Consider the following 26007-nt stretch of genomic DNA (forward strand, 5'->3'; position numbering starts at 1 on the left):
GAAAATATGGCAAAAAGAGATTACTATGAAGTGCTGGGACTTAGTAAAGGTGCTAGTGCACAAGAAATAAAAAAAGCATATAGAAAATTATCTAAGCAATATCACCCAGATATTAATAAAGAACCAGGGGCAGACGAAAAGTTTAAAGAAATCACAGAAGCCTATGAAATTTTAAGTGACGATAATAAAAAAGCCCAATATGATCAATTTGGACATGCAGCTTTTGAACAAGGTAATTATGGAGGTGGTGGCTTCGGAGGATTTGGTGGAGGATTCTCTGGAGCAGATTTTGATGATTTAGGAGATATATTTTCATCATTTTTTGGTGGTGGAGGACGTGGAAGAAGAAATCCAAATGCTCCAAGGCAAGGAGAGGATCTACTTCACAGACTTAATATATCATTTGAAGAATCTGTTTTTGGTGTTAAGAAAGCAGTAAAATTTAGAAAAGATGTAACGTGTGAAAAATGTAATGGTTCGGGAGCTAAAGATGCATCGTCTACTACAACATGTACAACTTGTCATGGTTCTGGATCTGAAACATTTGTTCAACAATCAATCTTTGGTCAGGTACAAAGTCAAAGAACATGTTCAAGATGTAACGGAACAGGTAAAATAATTAAAGATAAATGTGCTCATTGTTTCGGTAAAGGATACAACAACAAAGAAGTTGAGTATGAAGTCGATATTCCAGCTGGAATTGAAAATGGACAAAGAGTTCGACTTTCAGGAAAAGGAGGACCTGGTGTCAATGGAGGACCAGCAGGAGATTTATTTATAGAAGTTATTGTTCCAGAAGACAAGTACTTCCATAGAGATGGAGACGATATCTATACAGAGTTAGAATTATCACCAGCACAAGCTGCTTTAGGAACTAAGATAGATGTTCGTACACTTAATGGGGAAATAGAACTTAATGTTCCAGCTGGAACGCAATACGGGCGTAAATTTAAATTAGCAGGGAAAGGTGTTAAAAATGTTAGAGGATATGGAGTAGGGGATCATTATATTATAGCGATAATAAAAATACCTAAAGACTTATCACAACGTGAACGTGAATTATATGAAGAACTTGCTAAAATAAGAGGGGAAAAATCATCTGAAGGAGAAGGATTTTTTGAAAAAGCAAAAAGAAAAATAAACAAAGCATTAGATGACTTATAGAATAAAAATCGTAACTAGAAATAGTTGCGATTTTTTTGCTAGCATTCTTGACTATAACCTAACGTTATGCTTTAAAATAAAGATAGTTAGCTAACGATATATTAATAAATGAGGAGGGGAAGTATGTTTTCTATTAAGGATATTATAAAAATAACAGGAATAACAAAGAGAACTTTACATTATTATGATGAACAAGGTATCTTAACACCTAGCAAAAATAGTGAAAATAATTATAGAGAGTATAATAAAAAAGATTTGATTAAATTACAAGAAATACTTTTTCTAAAAGCAATAGGTTTGTCGCTTAAAGAAATTAAAGAGTACTATTTATTAGATAATGAAAAAAGAACTAAAATTTTATTAAAACACAAAGAAAATTTAAAATATGAATTATTAAAATTACAGAATACTATTGAAAAATTAGATAAAGTTATTGATGGAAAAGACATAAGAAGAGAAATACTTGAAGGAGAAAAAGTAAATAATATGGAAAAACAATATGAACGAGAAATAGAATTACTGTATAGCAATTCAAGTGAATATAGGATATATAAACATAATACTAAAGATTACACGAAGGAAGATTTTAAAAATTTAGAAAAAGAATTGGATCATGTTTATAGGAATATTGTAGAAAATATAGACGAACTAGCCGAAAGTAAAGTTATACAAAATGAAATAGCAAGTTTATATGATATTATGTATAATTTAATGGGATGCAGTAAAGAGATATTTTACAGTATATGTTTATCTTACAAGGAAGATTGTCGTTTTAATAGCTATTTTGAGAAGTTTGGAGAAGAAAGCCTGGTAGACTTAATAATAGAAGCTGCAAAAATTTATAAAGAAAAATAAAAATAGAAGAATTATATTGACAAATTCAAAAAAATATAGTATATTATTCTAAGTCAGTTTGATATGTACCTAAGACAGTAGGGAACTTAAGTTTTAATAATCCTACCGAGGACGATAATAAAAAGAGTATTATGTTTATGCCTTTTTGTATGTTCTCGCATGCAGAAAGGTTCTTTTTGGTACAATTGAGATTGATAAATCTAATTAGGAGGAAGTTCAATGTCAAAAGCTATTGAGAGAAAACAAGAACTTGTAAACCAAATTGCTGAAGAAATTAAAGCAAGTTCGTCAATCGTTATCGCAGATTACCGTGGTTTAAATGTTGCTCAAGTAACTGAATTACGTAACAAAATGCGTGCTGAGGGATTAACGTTTAAAGTTTACAAAAACTCACTAGTGCGTCGTGCTATGGAGCAAAATGGTATTGAAGGATTAGAAGAAGTATTAACTGGTCCAAATGCTATTGCATTCTCTACTGAAGACGTAGTAGCGCCTGCTCGTGTACTTAATGATTTTGCTAAAGAAAACGAAGCACTAGAATTAAAAGCAGGGGTAATTGAAGGTAAAGTTGCTTCATTAGAAGAAGTTAAAGCTATCGCAACATTACCAAACAAAGAAGGGTTACTTTCTATGTTACTATCTGTATTAACAGCGCCTATGAGAAATACTGCTTTAGCAGTTAAAGCTGTTGCAGATCAAAAGGCTGAACAAGAGGCTTAATTCTTGTAAAAGAAATTAAATAAAAGATAATATTTGGAGGAATATATAATGACTAAAGAGCAAATCTTAGAATCAATTAAAAACATGTCAGTTTTAGAATTAAACGACTTAGTAAAAGCAATCGAAGAAGAATTCGGTGTAACTGCTGCAGCACCTGTAGCTGTAGTAGGTGGTGGAGCTGCTGCTGCTGAAGAAAAAACTGAGTTTGATGTAGTATTAGCAAGCGCAGGAGACCAAAAAATTAAAGTTATCAAAGTTGTTCGTGAGATCACTGGTGATGGACTTAAAGAAGCTAAAGAAAAAGTTGATGGTGCACCAGCAACTCTTAAAGAAGGAGTTTCTAAAGAAGAAGCTGAAGAAATCAAAGCTAAACTTGAAGAAGTTGGAGCTTCTGTTGAAGTTAAATAATTTTAATCGATTAATTTCAACAACTAATTAGATAGATGTAAAAATAACAAATATCTGTATAAGATATTTATAGATGATAATAACAATAGTGTATCTCATATCGAATAGGTTATGAGATATACTTTTTTAATATATAAAAACATAAACAAATACTCTTATAAATAGAAAGAAAAAACAGGAAGAAAAAATGGAACATTATTATACAAATAATCCTAATTCTAAAAGTGAAGAAAAAGTAATTTCGGGATTTATAAATTCAAAAGAATATAACTTTTATACAGATAATGGAGTTTTCTCAAAAAATGGAATAGATTTTGGTACAAAAACTATGTTAGAATCTTTTGAAACGGATAAAAAAATAGCTAATGTATGTGACTTAGGTTGTGGGTATGGAGTTGTATCTGTATTTTTGGCTGATAGATATAAAGATTTTTCATTTATCTTAGTTGATGTTAATAAGAGAAGTCTCGAATTATCCAAAAAAAATTTAGAAAAAAATAATATAAAAAATAATGTGAAACTCTTAGAGAACAATGCTTTATCAGATATTGAAGAAAATTTTGATATTATTTTAACAAACCCTCCTATAAGAGCTGGGAAAGAAGTAGTTCACATGATGATGAAGCAATCATTTGAACGATTAAATTCTAAAGGTGAATTATGGGTAGTTATTCAAAAAAAACAAGGGATGGCTTCTTGTAAAAAATTATTGGAAGAACTTTTTTCACATGTAGAAATTATTACAAAAAATAAAGGATATTATATCCTTAAAAGTGTCAAATAAATTGACTTTACATCTATATTATGCTATTATGATATATTGCAAGTAATTTATTTAAATTAATAAAAAATTACAAAAAACTCATTTGAAACAGCTTTAAAATTAACTTTAAAATAGCTGTTTTTAATGCGTTATGCTTATAAAAAAACCAAGGGGTGACACAGTTGCAAAAAATTAAATTTGGTAAACATAGAGAAAGACGTAGTTATGCAAGAATTTCAGAAGTTATTGACTTACCGGACTTAATCGAAATTCAGACTTCATCATATGAGGAATTTTTAAAGACTGGTATTAAGGAAGTATTTAAAGATGTTTCTCCTATTGAAGGTAATAACGATAAACTAAGTTTAGAATTTATCGACTACAAATTAGGTGATCCTAAGTATGATATTGATAAGTCTAAAGAACGTGATGCTACTTATGCGGCTCCGTTAAGAGTTAAAGTTAGACTATTAAATAAAGAAACAGGTGAAATTAAAGAACAGGAAGTATTCATGGGTGATTTACCACTTATGACTGATACAGGTACTTTTATTATTAATGGAGCAGAACGTGTTATCGTATCACAATTAGTACGTTCTCCATCGGTTTATTTCACAGAAGATGAAAAACTTAAAGTTAAAAATATTGCTAATGCCTTCAAAACAACGGTTATCCCTAATCGAGGGGCTTGGTTAGAATTCGAAAAAGATATGAAGAATTTAGCTTATGCTCGTATTGATAGAACAAGAAAAATTCCTATTACTACATTAATTAGAGCTCTTGGATTTGCAAGTGATGAAGAAATAGTATCCTTATTTGGAGAAACTGAAGAATTATTATCTACTTTAGAAAAAGATGACAAAAAAGATACTGGAAAAGCACTTCAGGAAATTTACGAAAAACTTCGACCAGGAGAGCCATCAACTGTAGAATCAGCAAAAGCAACATTATTTGGAAGATTTTTCGATGCTCGTCGATATGACTTAGCAAAAGTGGGTCGTTATAAATTAAATAATAAATTACATGTATCTGAAAGACTTGAAAACCAAGTTTTAGTTGAACCAATCGTAGATACTGAAACTGGTGAAGTCTTAGTAGAAAAAGGTACAAAACTAACGCGTACAATCTTGGATGGAATCCATGAAGAACTGGCGAAAACAGCAAATATTAAAGAATATGAAATTCATGAATCAATAGATGGAAATGATATATTAAGATTGCAGTTGTTTAAGGTTGTAAACATGGTAACTGCACCAGCAAATTATAATGTTGATGATTTAACAGGAGATCAAATTTTACATATAATTGGTAATGCTAGCCCAGAAAAAGATGTAGTTACATTGACTATTGCTGATATTATAGCAAGTATTAACTATTATTTATTATTAATCAGGAATAGAAGAAATATTGACGGATTTGAATTCGATTTAATTGGAAATTCTGATGATATAGATCACTTAGGAAATCGTCGTTTACGTTGTATAGGTGAGTTACTTCAAAATCAAATTCGTTTAGGTATTTCACGTATGGAAAGAGTTGTTCGTGAAAGAATGTCGCTTCAAGATTCAGAAGAAGTTACTCCACAACAATTGATTAATGTTCGTCCAGTAACAGCTATAATTAAAGAATTTTTTGGATCTTCACAACTATCACAATTTATGGATCAAACAAACCCATTATCAGAACTTACCCATAAACGTCGTTTATCAGCTTTAGGACCAGGTGGACTTACACGTGAACGTGCTGGAATGGAAGTGCGTGACGTTCACTATTCACACTATGGACGTATGTGTCCTATTGAGACACCTGAAGGACCTAACATTGGTCTGATTAACTCACTTTCTTCATTTGCAAGAATTAATGAGTTTGGATTTATTATGACACCTTACAGAAAAGTGGAGTTTGATAATGAAGGAAATCCTTATGTGACTAAAGAAGTATCTTACTTAACAGCGGATCAAGAAGATAAATATGTAGTTGCACAATCTAACTCAAATGTAGATGATAATGGATTTTTCTTAGATGATCAAGTTGTATGTCGTTTCCGTGGGGAGAATACAGTTCTACCTAAAGAAATGATGAACTATATGGATGTATCACCTAAGCAAGTAGTTTCAGCAGCTACAGCATGTATACCTTTCTTAGAAAATGATGACTCTAACCGTGCCTTGATGGGAGCTAACATGCAACGTCAGGCGGTACCTTTAATGGTAACAGAGGCTCCTTTTGTAGGAACAGGGATGGAACATGTTTCTGCACGTGATTCAGGAGCAGCCATCGTTGCTAAATATCCAGGGGTAGTTGAGTATGTAGATTCTACTGTGATTAAAGTAAGAAGAACAGAATATTTAGATGGAAAAGAGTTAAGAGGAGACTTAGACCTTTACTCAATTCATAAGTTTGTTCGTTCTAATCACTCTACATCTTATAATCAAAAGCCAATTGTTAAGGTAGGAGATAAGGTTAAGAAAAAGGATATTCTTGCAGATGGGCCATCTATGGATAAAGGAGAGTTAGCACTAGGGAAAAACTTAGTAGTTGCTTTTGTAAACTGGGATGGTTACAACTATGAGGATGCTGTAATTATGAGTGAGCGTCTTGTTAAAGAAGACGTATATACTTCTATTCACTTAGAAGAATATGAAACAGAAACTCGTGATACAAAACTAGGACCTGAAGAGATCACGCGTGAAATTCCTAATGTAGGGGAAAATGCACTTAAAAATTTAGACAGTCGCGGAATCATTCGTGTTGGTGCTGAAGTTAAATCTGGAGATATTCTAGTTGGTAAAGTTACTCCAAAAGGACTGACAGAACAAACACCAGAAGAAAAGCTTTTATATGCAATATTCGGTTCTAAATCTAAAGAAGTACGTGATACATCGTTAAGAGTACCACATGGTGCTGATGGAGTAGTAGCGGATGTTAAAATCTTTAGACGTGAAGATGGAGCGGAATTAGCTAACGGTGTTAATGAGTTAGTGAGAGTATTTATTGTTCAAAAACGTAAAATACGTGTAGGGGACAAGATGGCTGGACGTCATGGTAACAAAGGGGTTATATCTAATATTTTACCAGAAGAAGATATGCCATACCTACCAGATGGAACACCAGTTGATATCATGCTTAATCCATTAGGGGTACCATCACGTATGAATATAGGTCAGGTATTAGAGCTTCATTTAGGAATGGCTGCTAAAAGATTAGGAATCCATGTAGCAACTCCAGTATTTGATGGAGCAACTGATGATGATGTATGGTCGACTGTTGCTGAGGCAGGTATGTCTAAAGATGCTAAGACAATCCTTTATGATGGTCGTACAGGTGAACCATTTGATAGTCGTGTATCGGTAGGAGTAATGTACATGATTAAGTTATCTCACATGGTTGATGACAAACTTCATGCTCGTTCAATTGGACCTTACTCGTTAGTAACTCAACAACCACTTGGAGGTAAAGCGCAGTTTGGTGGACAAAGATTTGGAGAGATGGAGGTATGGGCATTAGAAGCATATGGTGCAGCTTATATACTTCAAGAGATCTTAACTTACAAGTCAGATGATACAAATGGACGTATTAAGACTTATGAGTCAATAGTCAAAGGTGAAAATATTCAAAAACCTGGAGTTCCAGAATCATTTAGAGTACTTATGAAAGAGATGCAAGCTTTAGGAATGGACTTTAGAGTCATGGATAAAGATGACAATGAAGTAGATTTAGCACATATGGAAATTGCAGATACAATTGAATTTCAAGCAAAAACTAGTTTAGAAGAAGTTGAAAACGCTGATTCAGAAGAAGCTTCAATAGACCTAGTAGAAGAAACAAAAGAAGAACATGCAGGCTTAAATGCCCTATTATCAATGTTAAATAGTGATGAAGATGATTTAGAGGAAGAAAAATAATTTCAAAATAATCTAAATCTAATAAAAGACGCGTTATCGAATAATGAAGGAGGTAGGCTTTCTTGATAGATGTAAATAATTTTTCATATATGAAAATTAGTTTAGCTTCTCCGGAAAAGATCAGATCTTGGTCATATGGAGAAGTTACTAAACCAGAAACAATAAACTATAGAACATTAAAACCTGAAAGTGATGGTTTGTTCTGTGAAAAAATTTTTGGACCAGCTAAAGACTGGGAATGTTCTTGTGGTAAATACAAGAGAGTAAAATATAAAAATATTAAATGTGATAAATGTGGTGTAGATGTAACTTTATCTAAAGTTAGACGTGAAAGAATGGCGCACTTGGAGCTTGCTGCTCCAGTCAGCCATATCTGGTATTTTAAAGGAACACCAAGTAGAATGGGATTATTACTGGATATAACACCTAAATATCTAGAAGAAGTAATTTATTTTGCATCGTACATAGTAATTGATCCAGGAACTACTGACTTCACTAAAAAACAAATAGTTTCTGAAAGAGAAGTTCGTGAAAGAAGAGCTCAATATGGAGCAGGTTCATTTGTTGCCAAAATGGGTGCTGAAGCAATTCGTGATCTGTTAGAAGAACTTGATATTGAAAAAGAACTTAAAGAATTAAAGAATGAATTAAAAGAATTAAGTGAATCAAATTACAAATCAGGGCAAAAAGTTGTAAAACTTATCAAACGTATTGAAGTATTTGAGGCATTCAAAAACTCAGGAAATAAACCGGAATGGATGATAATGACAGTACTTCCAGTCATTCCACCAGAAATTCGTCCAATGGTTCAATTAGATGGTGGACGTTTTGCAACATCTGATTTAAATGATTTATATCGTCGTGTAATTAACCGTAACAACCGATTGAAAAAGCTTATCGAACTTAAAGCACCAGGTTTAATTGTCCAAAATGAAAAACGTATGTTACAAGAAGCTGTAGATGCCCTAATTGACAACGGACGTCGTGGACGTCCAGTAACAGGACCAGGTAACAGAACTTTAAAATCATTATCTAATATGCTTAAAGGTAAACATGGACGTTTCCGTCAAAACTTACTTGGTAAACGTGTTGACTATTCAGGACGTTCGGTTATAGTTGTAGGTCCAAATCTGAAAATGTACCAATGTGGACTTCCAAGAGAAATGGCACTTGAACTATTCAAGCCATTTATTATGCGTGAACTAGTAAAACGTGAATTAGCTAATAACATTAAGAATGCTAAAACACAAATTGAAAAAATGGAAGATCATGTATGGGGAATCTTAGAAGAAATTATAAAAGAACACCCAGTACTACTTAACCGAGCACCTACACTTCATAGATTAGGGATTCAAGCCTTTGAACCAATCTTAGTAGAAGGTAAAGCAATTAGATTACATCCACTTGTTACAACAGCATTCAACGCTGACTTTGATGGAGACCAAATGGCTGTTCACGTTCCTTTATCTAAAGAAGCTCAAGCAGAAGCTAGAATGCTTATGCTTGCTGCTCAAAACATCCTTAACCCGAAAGATGGGAAACCGGTAGTTACCCCATCTCAGGATATGGTATTAGGTAACTATTACTTAACATTGGAAAGATCTGGAGCTATTGGAGAGGGAATGATTTTTAAAGATGCAAATGAAGCTAATATTGCTTATCAAAATGGATACATTCACTTACATACTAGAATCGGTATTTCAGCTAAATCATTTGGTAATATTACCTTTACTGAAGAACAAAACAGTAAATTACTTATTACAACAGTAGGAAAAGTAATTTTTAATCAAATACTACCAGAAGAGTTTCCTTACTTAAATGAGGCTACTAAAGTAAACCTTGAAGAAGCAACTCCAGATAAGTACTTTGTTGCTTATAAAGATTTACCACAGGGTGGCTTAAAAGAGTACTTGGCAGATAAAGCGGTGGTTACTCCATTTAAGAAAAATTTCTTATCACAAATAATTGCAGAAATTTTCAATAGATTCCATATTACTGAAACATCAACAATGCTTGACCGTATGAAAGATCTAGGATTTAAGTATTCATCAAGAGCAGGTATTACTGTAGGAGTAAGTGATGTATTTGTTCTTCCAAATAAATATGAAATTTTAGCAGCTGCACAAAAGAATGTTGATGAAATTAATAATTCATTTAGACGTGGATTAGTGACAGAAGATGAAAGATATCAACATGTAATTAGCCAATGGGCTAAAGCTAAGGATATAATTCAAGATCAATTAATGGATTCATTGCCAGAAACCAATCCAATTTTCATGATGGCTGACTCTGGAGCTCGTGGTAATGCGTCGAACTTTACACAATTAGCCGGAATGCGTGGATTGATGGCATCTCCATCAGGAAGAACTATCGAGATGCCTGTACGTTCTTCTTTTAAAGAAGGGTTGACGGTATTAGAGTATTTCATTTCATCACACGGAGCACGTAAAGGACTTGCAGATACAGCACTTAAGACTGCAGATTCAGGTTACTTAACTCGTCGTTTAGTAGATGTGGCACAAGATGTAATTGTTCGTGAGGAAGATTGTGGAACATCTAGAGGACTTCAAGTATCTGCATTAAAAAATGGTACAGATGAAATTGAATCACTAGAAGAACGACTAGAGGGACGTTATGCCAAAGAAGATGTTATTAATCCAGAAACAGGAGAAATTATTGTTGCTAATGGTGAAATGATAACATTAGATAAAGCGAAAACTATAGAAAAATCTGGTATTGAATCAGTAGTAATAAGATCAGCATTTACATGTAACAGTCGTCATGGAGTTTGTGAGAAATGTTATGGTAAAAACTTAGCAACAGGAGATAAGGTAGAAGTTGGGGAAGCAGTTGGAACAATTGCAGCTCAGTCTATCGGAGAACCTGGTACTCAGCTTACTATGCGTACATTCCATACAGGAGGAGTTGCCGGAGCTGATATTACGCAAGGTCTTCCTCGTATCCAAGAGTTATTTGAAGCTAGAAATCCTAAAGGGAAAGCACTTATAAGTGAAGTTAATGGAGTAGTGACTAAAATTGATACAACAACAACTCATGGAGAAAGACACATTCACGTAGTAAGTGATCTTTCAGAAGAAAGAGTATATCAAGACTATGGTGCAACAAGAACCCTGGTTGCTGAGGGAGATAGAGTAAGACGTGGTCAAGTCCTTACAGAGGGATCTATAGAACCAAAAGAATTACTTTCAATTGCTGGTCACCAAGCAGTTCAAACATACTTATTAACAGAGGTTCAAAAAGTATATAGAATGCAAGGGGTAGAAATCTCAGATAAGCACGTAGAAGTTATGGTTCGTCAAATGTTACGTAAGGTAAGAATTATAAATTCTGGTGATACTGATCTATTGGCAGGTTCACTTGTTGATATTCATAAGTTCACAGATGAAAATGCTAAAATTTTAGCTAAACGAGGAAAAATGGCTACAGCAAAACCTATTATGTTAGGTATTACTAAAGCATCCCTAGAAACGGAATCCTTCTTATCTGCAGCCTCATTCCAAGAAACAACTCGTGTTCTTACTGATGCAGCAGTCAAAGGTAAGGTTGATAGATTGATGGGACTAAAAGAAAATGTTATTATCGGTAAACTGATACCAGCAGGTACAGGTATAGAGAGATATAACGGTGTTCAAATTGACTACTTAGAACAAGAAGAAATAGAGGAAGTTTAATAAAATAACTTGACAATTTTTAAAAAATAATATAGAATAACTAATGTTGAATACAAAAGTAGAAGCAGCCGTTTCTCACCTGCGTTCGTTTAGGATGATAGGTAATGAATAAACTAGATTATTTATGGGCTGGGTGTACTATGTATACTCAGCTCTTTACTTTTAGTATTTAATGAATTATAAATGGGAGGTGCTGGTCATTAGTAAGGATACTGCACAAATTAATGAAGGTATAAAAGCGAGAGAATTTCTTTTAATTAGTCAAACTGGAGAACAATTAGGTGTTAAAACTAGAACAGAAGCTATTGAGCTTGCATCAAGACAAAATCTTGATGTTGTTATGGTTGCACCAAATGCTAAAACTCCTGTTGCTAAGATTATGGACTATGGTAAGTTCAAGTTCGAGCAACAAAAGAAAGAAAAAGAAGCACGTAAAAAACAAAAAATTGTTACAATCAAAGAAATTAGACTATCTCCAACGATAGACAAGCATGACTTTGAAACAAAATTAAAAAATGCTAAGAAATTTTTAATGAAAGAAGACAAAGTAAAAGTAACTATTCGCTTTAAGGGGAGAGCAATTACCCACAAAGAAATTGGACAGAAAGTTTTAGAACAATTTTCTAATGAAGCTAGTGAAGTAGCTACTGTCGAACAAGCACCTAAAATGGATGGACGCAGTATGTTTTTAGTCCTAGCACCCAAAAAAATAAATAAATAAAGGTTTAATATAGGAGGAATCTACAATGCCAAAAATGAAATCGCACCGTGGTTTAGCAAAACGTGTGAAGAAAACAGCAAGCGGAAAATTAAAAAGAAGCCGTGCTTATACATCTCACTGGTTTTCTAGAAAAACTACTAAACAAAAACGTCACTTACGTAAAGCTGCATTAGTATCACGTGGGGACTACAAACGTATTAGAACTTTATTAGTAAAATAAGATTTAGATATAAGATAATTTAATTTATTTTATGTATTCGTAAGGAGGAATTTGATATGCCACGTGTAAAAGGTGGAACAGTGACTCGTCGTCGCCGTAAAAAGGTTTTAAAATTAGCTAAGGGTTATTTCGGTTCGAAATCTACTCTATTCAAAGTTGCTAAGCAACAAGTAATGAAATCAGGATTATACGCATTCCGTGATCGTCGTCAAACAAAGCGTAACTTTAGAAGATTATGGATAGTTCGTATAAACGCTGCTGCTAGATTAAATGGATTATCATATAGCCGTTTAATGAATGGATTAAAAGTTGCGGGAATTGAAATTAACCGTAAAATGTTATCTGAATTAGCAATCCATGATTCAGCTGCATTTACTAATCTTTGTGAACAAGCTAAAACTGCTTTAAACAAATAATAATAATAAAAAGCCTAGTGTGTTAACACACTAGGCTTTTTATTAGGTTAAAGTATAAAAATATAGTACTTTGAAATCTGTAGTTCTATATCTTATTTTAATAAAAAATTAATTATAGAATCTATCTAAGGTATCCCTTAAAAATATTTAAGTCGACGGTTTTTCATTATCATAAGGAATAGACCTATTTTAATATTTATTTTTATCTAAAAAAGTTTAAATTTACAAATTAGATAAAAATACTATTTAAAAGTCAATTTAAATCATCTTTTATGCCACAAATTATTTAATAAATTAAGAATATATGTTATAATATAACATTGTAAATAAACTTAATGTATATAAATTAGGTAGGAGTAATTAATGAAAAATAAAATTGTAAGGTTACTAGAAAACTCTGTTGCAAAAATTACAGAGAAGACAATTGATATATATGTAGAAACTCCAAAAAATACAGAAAATGGAGATTTTTCTTCTAATATTGCAATGCAATTAACAAAAGTATTAAAAAAGAATCCACGTATGATTGCAGAAGAAATCATTGCTAATATGGAAGATAATGACTTTGTAAAAAAAATAGATATAGCAGGACCAGGATTTATTAATTTTTTCGTTAACAAATCTAGTTTAGTAGAAGTTTTGGACAAAGTTTTATTAGAAAAAGATGACTTTGGTCAGAATAATTCAGGAAATAGTGAAAAAGTTTTATTAGAATATGTTTCAGCAAATCCAACAGGAGATTTACATGTAGGACATGCTCGTAATGGTGCAGTGGCAGATTCTATAGTAAGAATTATGAAAAAATCATCTTATGATGTAACTAGAGAATATTATGTAAATGATGCAGGAAATCAAATTAACAATTTAATTTTATCTGTTGATGCAAGATATAAACAAGCATTAGGACAAGATGTAGCTATGCCAGAAGACGGATACAATGGAAAAGATATCATGTTATTAGGGAAGCTTCTTGCTGAAGAGTTTGATGCAAATCTTTTAGAAAAATCTGAAAAAGATTACATGAAGTTTTTACGTGAGTATTCAGTAAATTATCAATTGAATAAATTGAAAAAAGATTTAAGTGATTTCAGAGTAGAATTTGATAATTTCTATAGAGAAACCTGGCTTTATGAAAGTGGAAAAATTACAGATACTTTAGCTGCCTTAAAAGAAAGTGGTTATGTATTTGAAGAAAGTGAAGCAGTATGGCTTAGAACTACTAGCTTAGGGACGGGAGATGATAAAGACCGTGTTCTTATTAAGGCAGATGGTTCCTATACTTATTTCACACCAGATATAGCTTACCACAAGGATAAATTTGATAGAGGATATGATAAATTAATTAATTTATTTGGAGCTGATCACCATGGCTATGTTCCAAGACTTAAAGCGTCAGTCAATGCCTCTGGCTATAAATCAGAAAATTTAGAAGTCTTAATTATGCAACTTGTGAGACTATTAGAAGATGGTCAAGAAATAAAAATGAGCAAGCGTACAGGTAAGTTAATTACAATACGTGATCTGATAGAAGAAGTAGGTACCGATGCAGCACGATACTTCTTAGCAATGCGCAGTGCAGATACTCATTTAGATTTTGATTTTGCTTTAGCTAAAGAACAATCAAGTGATAATCCACTTTACTATGTACAATATGCTCACGCTCGAATTTGTTCAATTCTAAGACAAGCAGAAGATCAAGGTCTTGAATTTACAGTTTATGATAAGGAATTATTGACTGATCCTTATTCAGTAGAAATTCTTAAGAATTTAGCTTACTTCCCAGAATTAGTGGCCCAAGCAGCAAAACATAGGGAGCCACATCGAGTATGTAATTATATGCAAACACTGGCTGCTTCATTTCATAAATTCTATGGAAATAATAAAGTAATTAGTGATAACAAAGAGCAAACACAAAGTTACTTAGCTTTAATAACAGCAGTTAAAATAACTATTAAAAATGCGTTAGAATTAGTAGGAGTATCTGCTCCAGAGAGAATGTAAGGAGAAAAATAATGACAGGAAGAAAAATTAACAGTAGTTCAATTACGGAACAATGTTACCAATATATGGTAGATAATGGTATTAAAAATTTGAATATCTATGATTTTATGGATTCTATTAGACCCCAGTACAATGTATCTGACCAAGAGTTTGCATCAATTATGTCTTATTTTTATACAGATCTAAATGTAGATGGGAGATTTGTATGTGTTGAAGATGGAACATGGGCATTAAGAGATGATTTAACTATGGAAGATGTTAAGGCTTTTGTAGAACCAAGTATATCAACTACTTCATTAGATGTATTTGATGATGAAAATGATCTTGAAGAAGAAGTAGCTGAAGAAATCGAAGTTACAGATGAAATTGATGAGCATAGAGCATCTGAAGATGATGAAACAGAAATTTTTGATGGTGGATTTACTGAGAGTACAGATATAGCGTCGAAATTTTCAATTGATTCAGAGGAAGAGAGTTTCTAGTATTTTAAATTTAAAGATTGAGAATTATTCTCAATCTTTTTTTTTTCAAAAATATTGCTAAGTATATTTATATTTGATACAATTTTATTAAGAAGTAGATTAAAGGAGAAGCTAGGAGTGGATCACAAATTTTATATGTCACTAGCGATTGAAGAGGCCCAAAAAGCCTATAATAAAGGAGAAGTTCCCATAGGGGCAGTTTTAGTTGTTGATGGACAAATAATATCAAGGGCACATAATAATAGAGAGGAAAGTCAGCAAGCTTTAAATCATGCTGAAATTTTAGTTATAAAGGAAGCTTGTGAAAAAATGGGATTTTGGAGATTGGATAATACATACTTGTATTCAACAATAGAACCTTGCATGATGTGTAGTGGGGCAATAGTTCAAGCAAGGATAGAGAATGTTATATTTGGTGCTAGAGATCCAAAAAATGGTTGTTGTGGGTCTAAAATGAATATAGTAGCTAGTGGAATTTTTAATCATGATGCTAATATAGTATCGGGAATTATGGAAGAAGAATGTTCAAAAATAATGAAAAAATTTTTTAAAAAACTCAGAGATAGTAAAAGATGAAAATAGAAAATGTTATAAAAAAATTTAATAAAGAACTAGATTACTCTTGCCCTAAATGTAAAAATTTAGCAAAAATTAATAATATATCTTTAAAGTGTATAAATAATCATTCCTATGACTTTTCTAAGAAAGGTTATATACATTTAATTAATAATTATAAAGATAGTAAGTATGATGAAAAATTGTTTAAAGCTAGAAATTATGTTTTTTCAAATGGATTTTATAAGCAGCTATTAGAGGAAATAAAGAAATTTATTAATGAAAGAAAATCTGAGATTATTGTAGATTTAGGTTGCGGAGAGGGTTATTATATTAAAGAATTAAAAGAAAAATATCCAGAAACTTACTTTTATGGTTTAGACAATGCTAAATCAGCTATAGAATACGCTGTGAAATATGATAAGAAGAATCCTTATATCTTGGCTAATCTTGCTAATATTCCTTTTTCTGATAAGACTGTAGATCTTATTTTAAATATACTAAGCCCTGCAAATTATGAAGAATTTGTTAGAATCTTGAAAGATGACGGTTTAGTTTTAAAAATTATCCCATCTAGTAATTATTTAAAAGAAATAAGAAATTTATTAGAAATTGATGATTATAGTAATCAGGAGACAATAGATCAACTTAGCAAGTTTGCAGATATAGTTAAAAGAAATTTAGTAGGTAAAACTTATACTCTCTCTAAAGAAGATGCTGAAAACTTTTTGAAAATGACACCCTTATCTTTTTCTAAAGAAATAAGTGAGAAACATATAGAAAACTTAAAAGAAATTACAGTAGAATTAGAGATGCTTATTTTAAAACTCAAAAAATAGGAGTTGATTTTTATGTATATAGCTCTAGATAGTAAAGGGAATATTGTTAACGTTTTAGAGCTAAGTGTGGAAAAAGGACAGGAATATTTTTGTCCACATTGTAAAAAATCTTTACTTTATAAAAAAGGAAGAAAAATTCAATCACACTTTGCTCATAAGAAGAAATTATCATGTTCTTATAATTCATATAAAAGTGAAAGTAAGGAACACTTGTTGACTAAGAAAGATTTTTATGATCATTTTAAAAGAATATATAGTGATGTTAAACTGGAATATATTTTTAAAGCGGATGATAATTTGCAAATTGCTGATATTTATTTAGTAGATAAGAATATTGCTTTTGAGTACCAACGCTCTATAATATCAAGTTCTCAAATAAAAGAGAGAACTATTGGCTATGAAAAAGCAGGGATAAAACTTATTTGGTTAATAGACTTAAATAAGTTTGTTAAGGAATTCAAGTTTTACAATAATATAGCTTATATAAGATATGCAGCTTTTGTGGAAAATTTTTTAAATTATCACAAGGGTTGTGTATTTTTTTATGGATATGATTTAGAAAATAAACAACTTGTATTCTATCAAATATGGCCGAATAGATTGAAAAAAAGACATGCAGTCGCAATAAAACAAGTATGTAAATTAGAAAATTTTAGACTACCACTTAATTTTAAATTTTCTAAAAAAAATTTAATTAGCAAGATAGATAGGTCTCATATTGAAAATTATTTATATGTACAACTTAAGTTTGATAAGACAGTAAAAAATAAGGTGCTTAGCTTATTTTATAATTCAAGAATTGCTTTAAATGATATACCAGAAATAATAGGGATCCCTAGTGTGGAGGACTTACTTGTAAAAACACCTATATTTATGTGGCAGACTAAGGTTTATAAAATGTATAAGGAAAATAGGACGTATGTAGAAATATTGAAGTATATGTATACCTATATGGAATTAGTAGATTCTATTTATTTATCAGATAAAATAAAAGCAAAAATAATTGAGAAGTTAGTTAAAAAATATTATATAGAATTAGTAAAAATTTAGGAGAATGCTTATGAATAGAGAAGAACTGCTTAATAAAAAATTGAATGATATGGAAAAAAGAATATTATTATCTTTGGTAGCTATAGAAAAAGTAACTAGTTTAAAAATTCATAAGATATTAGGAAAATTAGAAAAAATAGAAGAAATTGCTAAGTTAAATAGAGAGTCTTTTATAAAGTTGTTTGGTAAAAATAGTGACGATATATATGAAAAATTTCATAATAATATGGATTTTAACTATGACAAATATTTTAAATTTTATAAAACAAACTATTTATTTTTTGATTCAGAATACTATCCCCAAAATTTATTTAAGCTCTATGATTTTCCCTTTATACTATTTTATAGAGGTAATAAAGACTTACTCCTATTTAAAAGAAAAATATCTATAGTTGGAACAAGACATAATACAAGTTATTCTGATAAATCTTTGGATCAAATAGTACCTTATCTTGTAAAAAATAATTTTGTAACTGTATCTGGAATAGCGTCTGGAGTAGATAGATTAGTACATGAGAAAACAATAAAAAATAAGGGATATACTATAGGGATTATAGGTCACGGACATAATACAATATATCCAGAAGAAAATATTAAATTATATGAAGAAATGAAAAAGAATCATATAATAGTGTCAGAGTATTTTCCAACATCTGGAATAAGAAAATATAGATTTTTAGAAAGAAATAGACTAGTGGCTGCTTTTGGATTAGGTTTACTAGTAACAGAAGCAGCTAGTAAATCTGGAACATCTAGGACAATAGATTATGCTTTAGATATAGGCAATAGTGTATTTTGTTTACCAGGAAGGTTTGGAGATAAAATGAGCGGAGCATTGAATGAACATATAAAATCGGGAGCCATACTATTTAATAAATTAAGTGATTTGAATGATGAACTAAGGTTTAAGTCTTAAATATGGTATAATGGTAGATATTTGATATTAGGAGAAGACATAATGTTATTTGATACACATGCACATTTGAATGATGATGCCTTTTTGAATGATTTAGAAGAAACGATGAAGAGTGCTAGAGAAGCTGGTGTGAAACTAATCAATATAGTTGGATTTGATGATAAATCTATAAAAAGGGCCTTAGAAATAGTAAAAAATTATGAAGAATTGTATTTAACAGTAGGATGGCATCCGGTGGAAGCTATTGATTTTAATCAAGAAAAATACGATATGATTAAAGAAATAGCCTTAACAAATCCTAAGGTAATTGCTATTGGAGAAATTGGACTAGATTATCATTGGGATAAATCCCCAAAAGATATACAAAAAGAAGTATTTAGAAAACAAATAGCTCTAGCCAAGGAAGTGAATAAGCCAATAGTAATTCACTGTCGTGAAGCTATGGCAGATGTACTAGAAATTTTAAAAGAAGAAAATGCTAAAGAAGTAGGAGGAATAATGCATTGTTTTTCTGGTTCAGTAGAATCGATGAATATAGCATTAAAAGAAAATTTCCTTATTTCTTTAGGCGGACCGGTTACTTATAAAAATGCTAAAAAGGCAAAAGAAGTAGCAAAATTATGTCCTTTAGATAAATTATTAGTGGAAACAGATTGCCCATATCTATCTCCAGTTCCATATAGGGGACAGAGAAATGAACCAGCTTATGTAAAAAATGTAGCTCAAGAAATAGCGGATCTGAGAGAGATGACTTATACTAAATTAGCAGAAGCATCTTTTGAAAATGCTTGTAGATTATTTAATATAGATTATAGAAAATAGTAAATATATTACTTAGATCTAGGTAATTAAGAAATTTTGATATTTTATTGACAATTTCTAAAAAATAATATAAAATAAATTAGTGGATTGTGTTTTAACAATTCTATAAATTTAGACTTTTTAATATCGGAGGGAGGGAAATCCAATGTCAAAAACTGTAGTTCGTAAAAACGAAACTTTAGAGGACGCGCTACGTCGTTTCAAACGTGCTGTTTCTAAAAATGGTACTATTCAAGAAGTACGTAAACGTGAATTCTACGAAAAACCAAGTGTTCGTCGTAAGAAAAAATCTGAAGCAGCTAGAAAACGTAAATTCTAATTTTTAATTAATTTATTTTTCAAGTTTATAAATCTAAAGAATTTCCCTCTTTTAGATTTAGCCTCATCACTCTAAGTGGTGGGGTTTTTTATTTTTGATTACTGTTAATATAATCAAATTTTTGATATAATTTATAATATTTGTTAATAATATAATGAAAGGAGTAGTTATGTTACTTCAATTAAATAATATAAGTAAATATTTTGTTGTTACAGAAGTTTTTTCTAAGGTAAAGTTAGAGATTAATGAAAAAGATAAGATAGCTATTGTCGGACGAAATGGTGCTGGAAAATCTACCTTACTTAAGGTTATTGCTGGTATAACTTCTTATGATTCTGGAGAGAGAGTAGTATCTAAGAATGTGAGTATTGGTTATTTATCACAAGAATTTATTGTTAAGGAGGATAAGACGGTTTATGAGGAAATGCTTTCTTGTTTTGATGAAATTATAAGTTTAGAAAAAGAACTAGAAAGACTGTCGGAAGAACTAACAGCTGAAAATCTTGAATCGGATCATGGACTTTTAAATAGATATGATGCTTTACAAAATATGGTATTGACCCATAATGACTATCATTATAAATCAAAAATAAAGTCAGTTTTATATGGTTTAGATTTTTCAGAAAATGATTTGAATAAATCTATTTCTAATTTTTCTGGAGGACAAAAGACGCGTATTTCTATGGCTAAATTATTACTTAGTGAACCTGATATTTTAATTCTAGACGAGCCTACTAACCACCTTGATATGGAAAATGTTGCTTGGTTAGAAAATTACTTAAATGCTTATCCAGGTGCTGTTGTAGTAGTCAGTCACGATAGGTACTTCTTAGATAAAATTGTAAATATTGTTTATAATGTAGAGTTTGGACGTACTAAGAAGTATGTGGGTAATTACTCTAAATTTCTTAAGCAGTACGAAGAAGATTATGAAAAGCATCTTAGAGAATATATTAGCCAACAAAAAGATATTAAAAAATTAGAAGACTTTGTTCAAAAGAATATTGCTAGATCATCAACATCAGGTATGGCCAAGTCTAGACAAAAAATTCTTGATAGAATTGAACGTATTGATAATCCGCGTAAAGATGAAAAAAGGGCCCATATAGAGTTTTCTATCAATGAACAGTCTGGTAGAGATGTACTTAGAATCTTTGATTTAAAAGTAGGATATGAGAAAGAGCAGATTGGTCCCTCTTATAATATAGATGTCTATAAGGGAGATAGGATTGCAATTGTAGGAAGAAATGGTGTTGGTAAATCCACTCTTATAAAAGCTATTGCTAAAAAGTCAGACTTTCTTGATGGAGAAGTAACTTATGGTTCTAAAGTATCTTTGGGTTATTATGATCAAAAACAAGCTGAATTTGAGTCTGTAAAGACAATTTTACAAGAATTATGGGATGAGTATCCAAATATGAAAGAAGCTGATGTGCGTAGTGTATTAGGTCGTTTCTTATTTTCAGGGGAAGATGTTCTAAAGCTTGTTAGGGATTTATCTGGAGGAGAGAAAGCGAGATTACAACTTGCAAAATTAATGCTTGAAAAAAATAACCTGTTAATTTTAGATGAACCCACTAACCATCTTGATATAGTTAGTAAGCAAGTACTAGAGTCTGCTTTAGAAAACTATGAGGGAACTCTTATCTTCGTAAGTCATGATAGATATTTTATTAATAAGATTGCCAATAAGATAATTTTTATAGATGAAAATAAGTATAATTTATACTTAGGAAATTTTGATTACTATTTAGAAAAGAGAGAGCAAGAAAAAATTGCCCAAGAAATAGCTGGAAAAGAGGACAAGAAAGAGCTAGTAAGGGAAAAAAATTCTTATGCATTAGGTAAAGAGGAGAAGAAACTTCATAGAAAACTAGAACGTGAAAGAGATGCAGTAGTTATTGATATAGAAACTTTAGAAGAGGAGATTTCTAAGATAAATAAGGAACTTGTAAAAGAAGAAGTCTATACAGATGTTGAAAAAACGCAAGAATATAATACTAAACTTCAAGAAGCTAACCTTAAGTTAGAAGAATTAAATGAGCGTTGGTTAGAATTGGAAGAAGAACTTGAGAATATGGAAGGGAATTAATCTTTTTTTATATGAGAAGTAAGATAATATATAGGAGTTAATATGAATATTCAAGTAACAACATATATAAATAATGAAAAATTATTATTTGAAAAAAATGAAGGAGATTTTTTAGAAGAAGAGAAATTTTATCAGATAATATATAAAGATAAGCATTCTGAGCTATGTGATATTAAGATTGATAAAAGTGGAGAAAAAGTATTGATAAAAAAAGGAGGATCAAACCTGAATATAGGAAAAGAGATAACTAGTAGTCAGTATATGACAGACTATGGACCAATAGACTTACAGACTCAATTACTATCGGTAGAAATAAAAGAGAAAAGTAAGTTTATTCAATTTGAGATGCTGTATAGAATAATTTTTTCTAAAGTAGATAATCAATTAAATAAATTAAAGATACTAATAAGACGATAAAAAAAGACTTGCTGTGATCAGCAAGTCTTTTTTTATTAGTGGTTATTGTGCCAGTATTCTTCTAATTGTGATTTAACAATAGAAACACGTGGTCCGTAGATAACTTGGACTCCATTACCAGCTTTAATTACCCCTAGAGATCCTGATTGCTTTAATGCTGCTTCATCAATTAATGAAACATCTTTAACTGTTGTACGTAACCTTGTAGCACATGCATCAACATCGGTAATATTTTCTAGTCCACCTAAACCTTGAGCTACTAGAAGGATTTGCTCGTTAACTCCTGCTTCTTTAGCAGCATTAGCAGAGGCACCTTGTTTTTCCAGATAGTCAGCTTTAGAGTATAATTTAACCTCTTCACTAGAATCTTCACGACCAGGTGTTTTTAATTGTAATTTTGTGATTAATGTTCTGAACATGAAATAGTAAACAACTGAGTAAGTCAATCCTAATGGAATCATTGTTAACCAGTTTGTTTTAGCGTTTCCTTGTAAGATACCAAATAGGAAGAAGTCTATTAATCCTCCAGAGAATGTTTGACCAATAGGAATATTTAATATGTGCATCATCATGAATGATATACCAGCAAATAAAGCGTGAACGATGTATAATACAGGAGCAACGAATAAGAATGAGAATTCTATTGGCTCAGTAATACCTGTAATCATAGCTGTAAGACCAGCTGAGATTAATAATCCACCAACAACTTTTTTATTTTCTGGCTTAGCAGTGTGATACATAGCTAAGGCAGCTGCTGGTAAACCGAAGATCATGAATGGAAACTTACCAGCCATAAATCTAGCATGTTCGATTGTAAACATTCCAGTCCAGTTTTTATCTCCTAACTCAGCGAAGAAGATGTTTTGAGCACCTTGTACTAGTTCTCCTCCAACTTGAAGTGTCCCACCAACTCCTGTTTGCCAGAATGGTAAGTAGAATACGTGGTGTAATCCGAATGGAATTAATGATCTTTCGATTAATCCATAGATTAACGTTCCGAAGTAACCAGAACCAGTAACTAGTCCACCAAGAGCATAAATTCCATTTTGCACAGGTGGCCAAACGTAGTACATTGCAATACCAACAAATACATAAACAACTGTCGAAATGATTGGAATAAACTTAGATCCACCAAAGAATGAAAGTATTTGAGGAAGTTCAATTTGGTAATACTTGTTGTGTAGGTAAGCTACTCCAAGACCAGCGATAATCCCCCCGAATACCCCCATTTGAAGTGATTGAATACCAACTATTGATCCAATTGTTCCACCTAGCACATGCTCGGCAACTGTACCATCTGCTAAAATTTGTCCGTGTGTTTTTAACATGGCGTTAATAGATGTATGCATTACGAAAAATGCGATCATAGCCGATAGAGCAGCAACTTCTTTTTCTCTCTTAGCCATACCTATGGCAACACCAACTGCAAATATTAGTGGTAGAGTTCCGAAAATTGCATCTCCTGCATTAGACATAACTGTCAAAATCATATGTAGGATTGTTCCTTCTCCAAGGATTTTTCCTAATTTATAAGATTCTATGGTTGTAGGATTAGTGAATGATGCACCGATTCCTAGTAGAAGACCTGCAACAGGTAGAACTGCTATAGGTAACATGAATGATCTACCGATACGTTGCAGAATAGAAAATATTTTATTTTCTTTCATCGTCTTTTCCTCCTTAAATTAATATATCTGTATAAATAAAAGACAAACTAATTATATTATCAATTATATAGGGATGTCAATAAGAAAAATATACTCTAAGTTATAATTTTAAATTGTAGATAAGCTTTCCATTTACTGAGTAAAGAAAATTTACAAAACAAAACGACTCAAGATATTTTCATGTTTTCATTTCATTGTAATATATGTTAGTATTTTAGAATGCTTCAATTTATGAATTAATTCATTAATTATAGATTGACATATTATAAAAAAGACTGTATAATTTAGTAAATTTAATATAAAAATTCTTTTAAACAGTCCAGAGAGGCTAGTAAGGAAATTTATTATACTTGGCACATAGAATGCTTGGTTTATTTATGATATAAAATTTACTACTCTGACTTAGGTCGGAGTTTTTTTATGGGAGAATATATGTCAGAAAAAGTTTTGTTTGATAATGAGCAAATTTCTAAAATGATTAACAGAATATCGTATGAAATTATTGAAAAGGGAGATTTTTTAGAAGATCTTGTGCTAGTGGGTATAAAGACTAGAGGTATTTATATCGCTCAAAGATTACAGGAGAAGATTAAATCAATTTCAGAAAAAGAAGTAGGATTAGAAAGTCTAGATATTACATTTTATAGAGATGATCTTGAAAAGTCTTCTGTAGATCCTGAAGTAAGAAATTTTAAATTTGGATTAGATATCACTAATAAAACAATAGTAATTGTTGATGATGTTTTATATACAGGTAGAACTGTAAGAGCGGCTATTGATGCAATAATGGATAGGTCTAGACCAAAAGCTGTCAGATTAGCAATATTAGTAGACAGAGGACATAGAGAACTACCTATCAGGGCAGACTTTGTAGGTAAGAATATTCCTACATCAAGTAAGGAAAATATAAAAGTACACTTGAAAGAAGTGGATAGACAAGATAAAATTTTACTAATAACTTAATATAAAAATCTTTTTAAGTTAGTACAGAGAGACTAGCAAGGGATAAATTATGCAATACACCTTAGGAGTGTATTCTATTTTACTGCGCCTTGTTAGCTTAGCTAGCAAGGCGTATTTTTGCGGGGAGAATAATATGGTAAAGAACTTAGTAACAATGTCAGATTTGAGTAAGGAAGAAGTCTATGAATTAATTGAGAGAGGTTTGCAACTAAAAAACGGGGCTAAAGCTCTAGAAAGAAAAGATTTGTTTGTAGCTAATTTATTTTTTGAGAATTCAACAAGAACAAAGCATTCTTTTGAAGTCGCTCAGAAAAAGCTAGCTTTAAATTTAATAAATTTTGAGGCGTCCACATCATCAGTGAATAAGGGAGAAACACTTTATGATACTTGTAAAACTTTGGAGATGCTTGGTATTAAAATTCTAGTAATAAGGCATCCAGAGAGAGAATACTACAAGAAATTGAGCACTTTAAATATTCCAATTATATCAGGAGGAGATGGATCAGGAGAGCATCCAAGCCAGTGTTTATTAGATCTTATGACAATATATGAACGCTTTGGAAAAATAGAAGGACTAAACATAGTAATAGTAGGGGATATTAAGAATTCTAGGGTTGCTAGAAGTAACTACAATATTCTTACGAGATTAGGTGCTAAGGTAAGATTTATTTGTCCGGATATTTTTGCAGATGAAACTTTAGGGCAGAGAGTAGAATTTGATGAAGTAATATCAGAGATTGATGTCTGCATGTTATTAAGAGTTCAACATGAAAGACATGATGGTTCCGCAATTTTTGATAAGGAAGATTTTCATAAAAATTATGGATTAAATAAGGAAAGATATGTGAAGTTGAAAGATTATGCTATTGTAATGCATCCAGCTCCAGTCAATAGAGGAGTTGAAATTGCAGATGAATTAGTAGAGGCTGATAAATCGGTAATTTTTGAACAAATGAGAAATGGTATGTTTATGAGACAGGCTATTTTAGAAAAAATAATTAAAGATAATAATTTATAAGG

23 protein-coding genes and 1 other annotated feature are annotated in these 26007 nt (G+C 31.2%); of the genes, 22 read left to right on the plus strand and 1 reads right to left on the minus strand.

The window, feature by feature from the left end:
* The first annotated feature begins 6 nt into the window (after window positions 1-6).
* From dnaJ to HZY82_RS04300, 20 genes are all read left to right on the plus strand, one after another.
* Entirely contained in the window at window positions 7-1164 is a 1158-nt protein-coding gene (dnaJ, locus tag HZY82_RS04205) for a molecular chaperone DnaJ (RefSeq protein WP_135156888.1), read from the plus strand.
* 123 nt (window positions 1165-1287) lie between these two features.
* The gene (locus HZY82_RS04210; protein ID WP_167753236.1) at window positions 1288-2019 is read left to right on the plus strand and encodes a MerR family transcriptional regulator; all 732 of its coding nucleotides are present in this window, start codon (window positions 1288-1290) and stop codon (window positions 2017-2019) included.
* Window positions 2020-2069: 50 nt separating this feature from the next.
* Window positions 2070-2204, plus strand: a sequence feature (ribosomal protein L10 leader region).
* Between the two features lie 34 nt (window positions 2205-2238).
* Complete coding sequence (gene rplJ, locus HZY82_RS04215; RefSeq protein WP_135156890.1) at window positions 2239-2739, plus strand: 50S ribosomal protein L10; 501 nt, start codon at window positions 2239-2241, stop codon at window positions 2737-2739.
* 48 nt (window positions 2740-2787) lie between these two features.
* A complete protein-coding gene (gene rplL / locus HZY82_RS04220) occupies window positions 2788-3147 on the plus strand; it encodes a 50S ribosomal protein L7/L12 (RefSeq protein WP_135156891.1) in 360 nt (119 codons plus the stop codon).
* A 187-nt stretch (window positions 3148-3334) separates the two neighbouring features.
* The gene (locus tag HZY82_RS04225) at window positions 3335-3931 is read left to right on the plus strand and encodes a class I SAM-dependent methyltransferase (protein ID WP_135156892.1); all 597 of its coding nucleotides are present in this window, start codon (window positions 3335-3337) and stop codon (window positions 3929-3931) included.
* A gap of 161 nt (window positions 3932-4092) precedes the next feature.
* Entirely contained in the window at window positions 4093-7815 is a 3723-nt protein-coding gene (gene rpoB, locus HZY82_RS04230) for a DNA-directed RNA polymerase subunit beta (protein ID WP_135156894.1), read from the plus strand.
* Between the two features lie 62 nt (window positions 7816-7877).
* Window positions 7878-11507, plus strand: a complete 3630-nt coding sequence (gene rpoC, locus HZY82_RS04235) for a DNA-directed RNA polymerase subunit beta' (RefSeq protein WP_179938770.1) — start codon at window positions 7878-7880, stop codon at window positions 11505-11507.
* A 190-nt stretch (window positions 11508-11697) separates the two neighbouring features.
* The gene (infC, locus tag HZY82_RS04240) at window positions 11698-12228 is read left to right on the plus strand and encodes a translation initiation factor IF-3 (RefSeq protein WP_135156959.1); all 531 of its coding nucleotides are present in this window, start codon (window positions 11698-11700) and stop codon (window positions 12226-12228) included.
* Window positions 12229-12253: 25 nt separating this feature from the next.
* The gene (gene rpmI / locus HZY82_RS04245) at window positions 12254-12448 is read left to right on the plus strand and encodes a 50S ribosomal protein L35 (RefSeq protein WP_135156898.1); all 195 of its coding nucleotides are present in this window, start codon (window positions 12254-12256) and stop codon (window positions 12446-12448) included.
* Between the two features lie 56 nt (window positions 12449-12504).
* Entirely contained in the window at window positions 12505-12864 is a 360-nt protein-coding gene (rplT, locus tag HZY82_RS04250) for a 50S ribosomal protein L20 (RefSeq protein WP_135156900.1), read from the plus strand.
* 363 nt (window positions 12865-13227) lie between these two features.
* The gene (gene argS / locus HZY82_RS04255; RefSeq protein ID WP_179938772.1) at window positions 13228-14865 is read left to right on the plus strand and encodes an arginine--tRNA ligase; all 1638 of its coding nucleotides are present in this window, start codon (window positions 13228-13230) and stop codon (window positions 14863-14865) included.
* A gap of 11 nt (window positions 14866-14876) precedes the next feature.
* Window positions 14877-15347 carry a DNA-directed RNA polymerase subunit delta gene (gene rpoE / locus HZY82_RS04260; RefSeq protein ID WP_135156904.1) on the plus strand — a complete coding sequence of 157 codons (471 nt, stop codon included), beginning with the start codon at window positions 14877-14879 and terminating at the stop codon, window positions 15345-15347.
* Window positions 15348-15464: 117 nt separating this feature from the next.
* Window positions 15465-15923, plus strand: coding sequence for a nucleoside deaminase (locus HZY82_RS04265; protein ID WP_256386471.1), 459 nt, complete (start codon window positions 15465-15467; stop codon window positions 15921-15923).
* A complete protein-coding gene (locus HZY82_RS04270) occupies window positions 15920-16741 on the plus strand; it encodes a methyltransferase domain-containing protein (protein ID WP_179938774.1) in 822 nt (273 codons plus the stop codon). Before HZY82_RS04265 ends, HZY82_RS04270 begins: the two co-directional genes overlap by 4 nt.
* 12 nt (window positions 16742-16753) lie before the next feature.
* Complete coding sequence (locus HZY82_RS04275) at window positions 16754-17791, plus strand: competence protein CoiA (protein WP_179938776.1); 1038 nt, start codon at window positions 16754-16756, stop codon at window positions 17789-17791.
* Window positions 17792-17801: 10 nt separating this feature from the next.
* The gene (locus HZY82_RS04280) at window positions 17802-18707 is read left to right on the plus strand and encodes a DNA-processing protein DprA (protein WP_179938778.1); all 906 of its coding nucleotides are present in this window, start codon (window positions 17802-17804) and stop codon (window positions 18705-18707) included.
* Between the two features lie 42 nt (window positions 18708-18749).
* Window positions 18750-19529, plus strand: coding sequence for a TatD family hydrolase (locus HZY82_RS04285; RefSeq protein WP_179938780.1), 780 nt, complete (start codon window positions 18750-18752; stop codon window positions 19527-19529).
* A 145-nt stretch (window positions 19530-19674) separates the two neighbouring features.
* Complete coding sequence (gene rpsU / locus HZY82_RS04290; protein WP_135156913.1) at window positions 19675-19848, plus strand: 30S ribosomal protein S21; 174 nt, start codon at window positions 19675-19677, stop codon at window positions 19846-19848.
* A 169-nt stretch (window positions 19849-20017) separates the two neighbouring features.
* Complete coding sequence (locus HZY82_RS04295) at window positions 20018-21940, plus strand: ABC-F family ATP-binding cassette domain-containing protein (RefSeq protein ID WP_179938782.1); 1923 nt, start codon at window positions 20018-20020, stop codon at window positions 21938-21940.
* Window positions 21941-21982: 42 nt separating this feature from the next.
* On the plus strand, window positions 21983-22357 hold the full coding sequence (locus HZY82_RS04300; protein ID WP_179938785.1) for a DUF1934 family protein: 375 nt from the start codon (window positions 21983-21985) through the stop codon (window positions 22355-22357).
* A 35-nt stretch (window positions 22358-22392) separates the two neighbouring features.
* Here the strand turns inward: HZY82_RS04300 and HZY82_RS04305 are convergent, their stop codons facing one another.
* Window positions 22393-24024 carry a PTS transporter subunit EIIC gene (locus HZY82_RS04305; RefSeq protein WP_135156919.1) on the minus strand — a complete coding sequence of 544 codons (1632 nt, stop codon included), beginning with the start codon at window positions 24022-24024 and terminating at the stop codon, window positions 22393-22395.
* A gap of 432 nt (window positions 24025-24456) precedes the next feature.
* Here HZY82_RS04305 and pyrR point away from each other — a divergent pair, with 432 nt between their 5' ends.
* Together pyrR and HZY82_RS04315 are read left to right on the plus strand one after the other, a co-directional pair.
* On the plus strand, window positions 24457-24987 hold the full coding sequence (gene pyrR, locus HZY82_RS04310; protein WP_135156921.1) for a bifunctional pyr operon transcriptional regulator/uracil phosphoribosyltransferase PyrR: 531 nt from the start codon (window positions 24457-24459) through the stop codon (window positions 24985-24987).
* A 133-nt stretch (window positions 24988-25120) separates the two neighbouring features.
* Window positions 25121-26005 carry an aspartate carbamoyltransferase catalytic subunit gene (locus HZY82_RS04315; protein ID WP_135156923.1) on the plus strand — a complete coding sequence of 295 codons (885 nt, stop codon included), beginning with the start codon at window positions 25121-25123 and terminating at the stop codon, window positions 26003-26005.
* Window positions 26006-26007: the final 2 nt, after the last annotated feature.

Source organism: Gemella sp. GL1 (assembly GCF_013415365.1).
In the GTDB taxonomy this organism is placed as follows: Bacteria; Bacillota; Bacilli; order Staphylococcales; family Gemellaceae; genus Gemelliphila.

Excerpts from the sequence above, each read along its gene's own strand:
- HZY82_RS04300 (WP_179938785.1), top strand. The coding sequence starts at position 21,983 with ATGAATATTCAAGTAACAACATATATAAATAATGAAAAATTATTATTT.
- HZY82_RS04225 (WP_135156892.1), top strand. The coding sequence starts at position 3,335 with ATGGAACATTATTATACAAATAATCCTAATTCTAAAAGTGAAGAAAAA.
- pyrR (WP_135156921.1), top strand. The coding sequence starts at position 24,457 with ATGTCAGAAAAAGTTTTGTTTGATAATGAGCAAATTTCTAAAATGATT.
- rplT (WP_135156900.1), top strand. The coding sequence starts at position 12,505 with ATGCCACGTGTAAAAGGTGGAACAGTGACTCGTCGTCGCCGTAAAAAG.
- rpoE (WP_135156904.1), top strand. The coding sequence starts at position 14,877 with ATGACAGGAAGAAAAATTAACAGTAGTTCAATTACGGAACAATGTTAC.
- HZY82_RS04280 (WP_179938778.1), top strand. The coding sequence starts at position 17,802 with ATGAATAGAGAAGAACTGCTTAATAAAAAATTGAATGATATGGAAAAA.
- argS (WP_179938772.1), top strand. The coding sequence starts at position 13,228 with ATGAAAAATAAAATTGTAAGGTTACTAGAAAACTCTGTTGCAAAAATT.
- rplJ (WP_135156890.1), top strand. The coding sequence starts at position 2,239 with ATGTCAAAAGCTATTGAGAGAAAACAAGAACTTGTAAACCAAATTGCT.
- HZY82_RS04210 (WP_167753236.1), top strand. The coding sequence starts at position 1,288 with ATGTTTTCTATTAAGGATATTATAAAAATAACAGGAATAACAAAGAGA.
- HZY82_RS04275 (WP_179938776.1), top strand. The coding sequence starts at position 16,754 with ATGTATATAGCTCTAGATAGTAAAGGGAATATTGTTAACGTTTTAGAG.
- rpsU (WP_135156913.1), top strand. The coding sequence starts at position 19,675 with ATGTCAAAAACTGTAGTTCGTAAAAACGAAACTTTAGAGGACGCGCTA.
- rpmI (WP_135156898.1), top strand. The coding sequence starts at position 12,254 with ATGCCAAAAATGAAATCGCACCGTGGTTTAGCAAAACGTGTGAAGAAA.
- rplL (WP_135156891.1), top strand. The coding sequence starts at position 2,788 with ATGACTAAAGAGCAAATCTTAGAATCAATTAAAAACATGTCAGTTTTA.
- HZY82_RS04315 (WP_135156923.1), top strand. The coding sequence starts at position 25,121 with ATGGTAAAGAACTTAGTAACAATGTCAGATTTGAGTAAGGAAGAAGTC.
- HZY82_RS04295 (WP_179938782.1), top strand. The coding sequence starts at position 20,018 with ATGTTACTTCAATTAAATAATATAAGTAAATATTTTGTTGTTACAGAA.
- HZY82_RS04305 (WP_135156919.1), bottom strand. The coding sequence starts at position 24,024 with ATGAAAGAAAATAAAATATTTTCTATTCTGCAACGTATCGGTAGATCA.
- dnaJ (WP_135156888.1), top strand. The coding sequence starts at position 7 with ATGGCAAAAAGAGATTACTATGAAGTGCTGGGACTTAGTAAAGGTGCT.
- HZY82_RS04285 (WP_179938780.1), top strand. The coding sequence starts at position 18,750 with ATGTTATTTGATACACATGCACATTTGAATGATGATGCCTTTTTGAAT.
- HZY82_RS04270 (WP_179938774.1), top strand. The coding sequence starts at position 15,920 with ATGAAAATAGAAAATGTTATAAAAAAATTTAATAAAGAACTAGATTAC.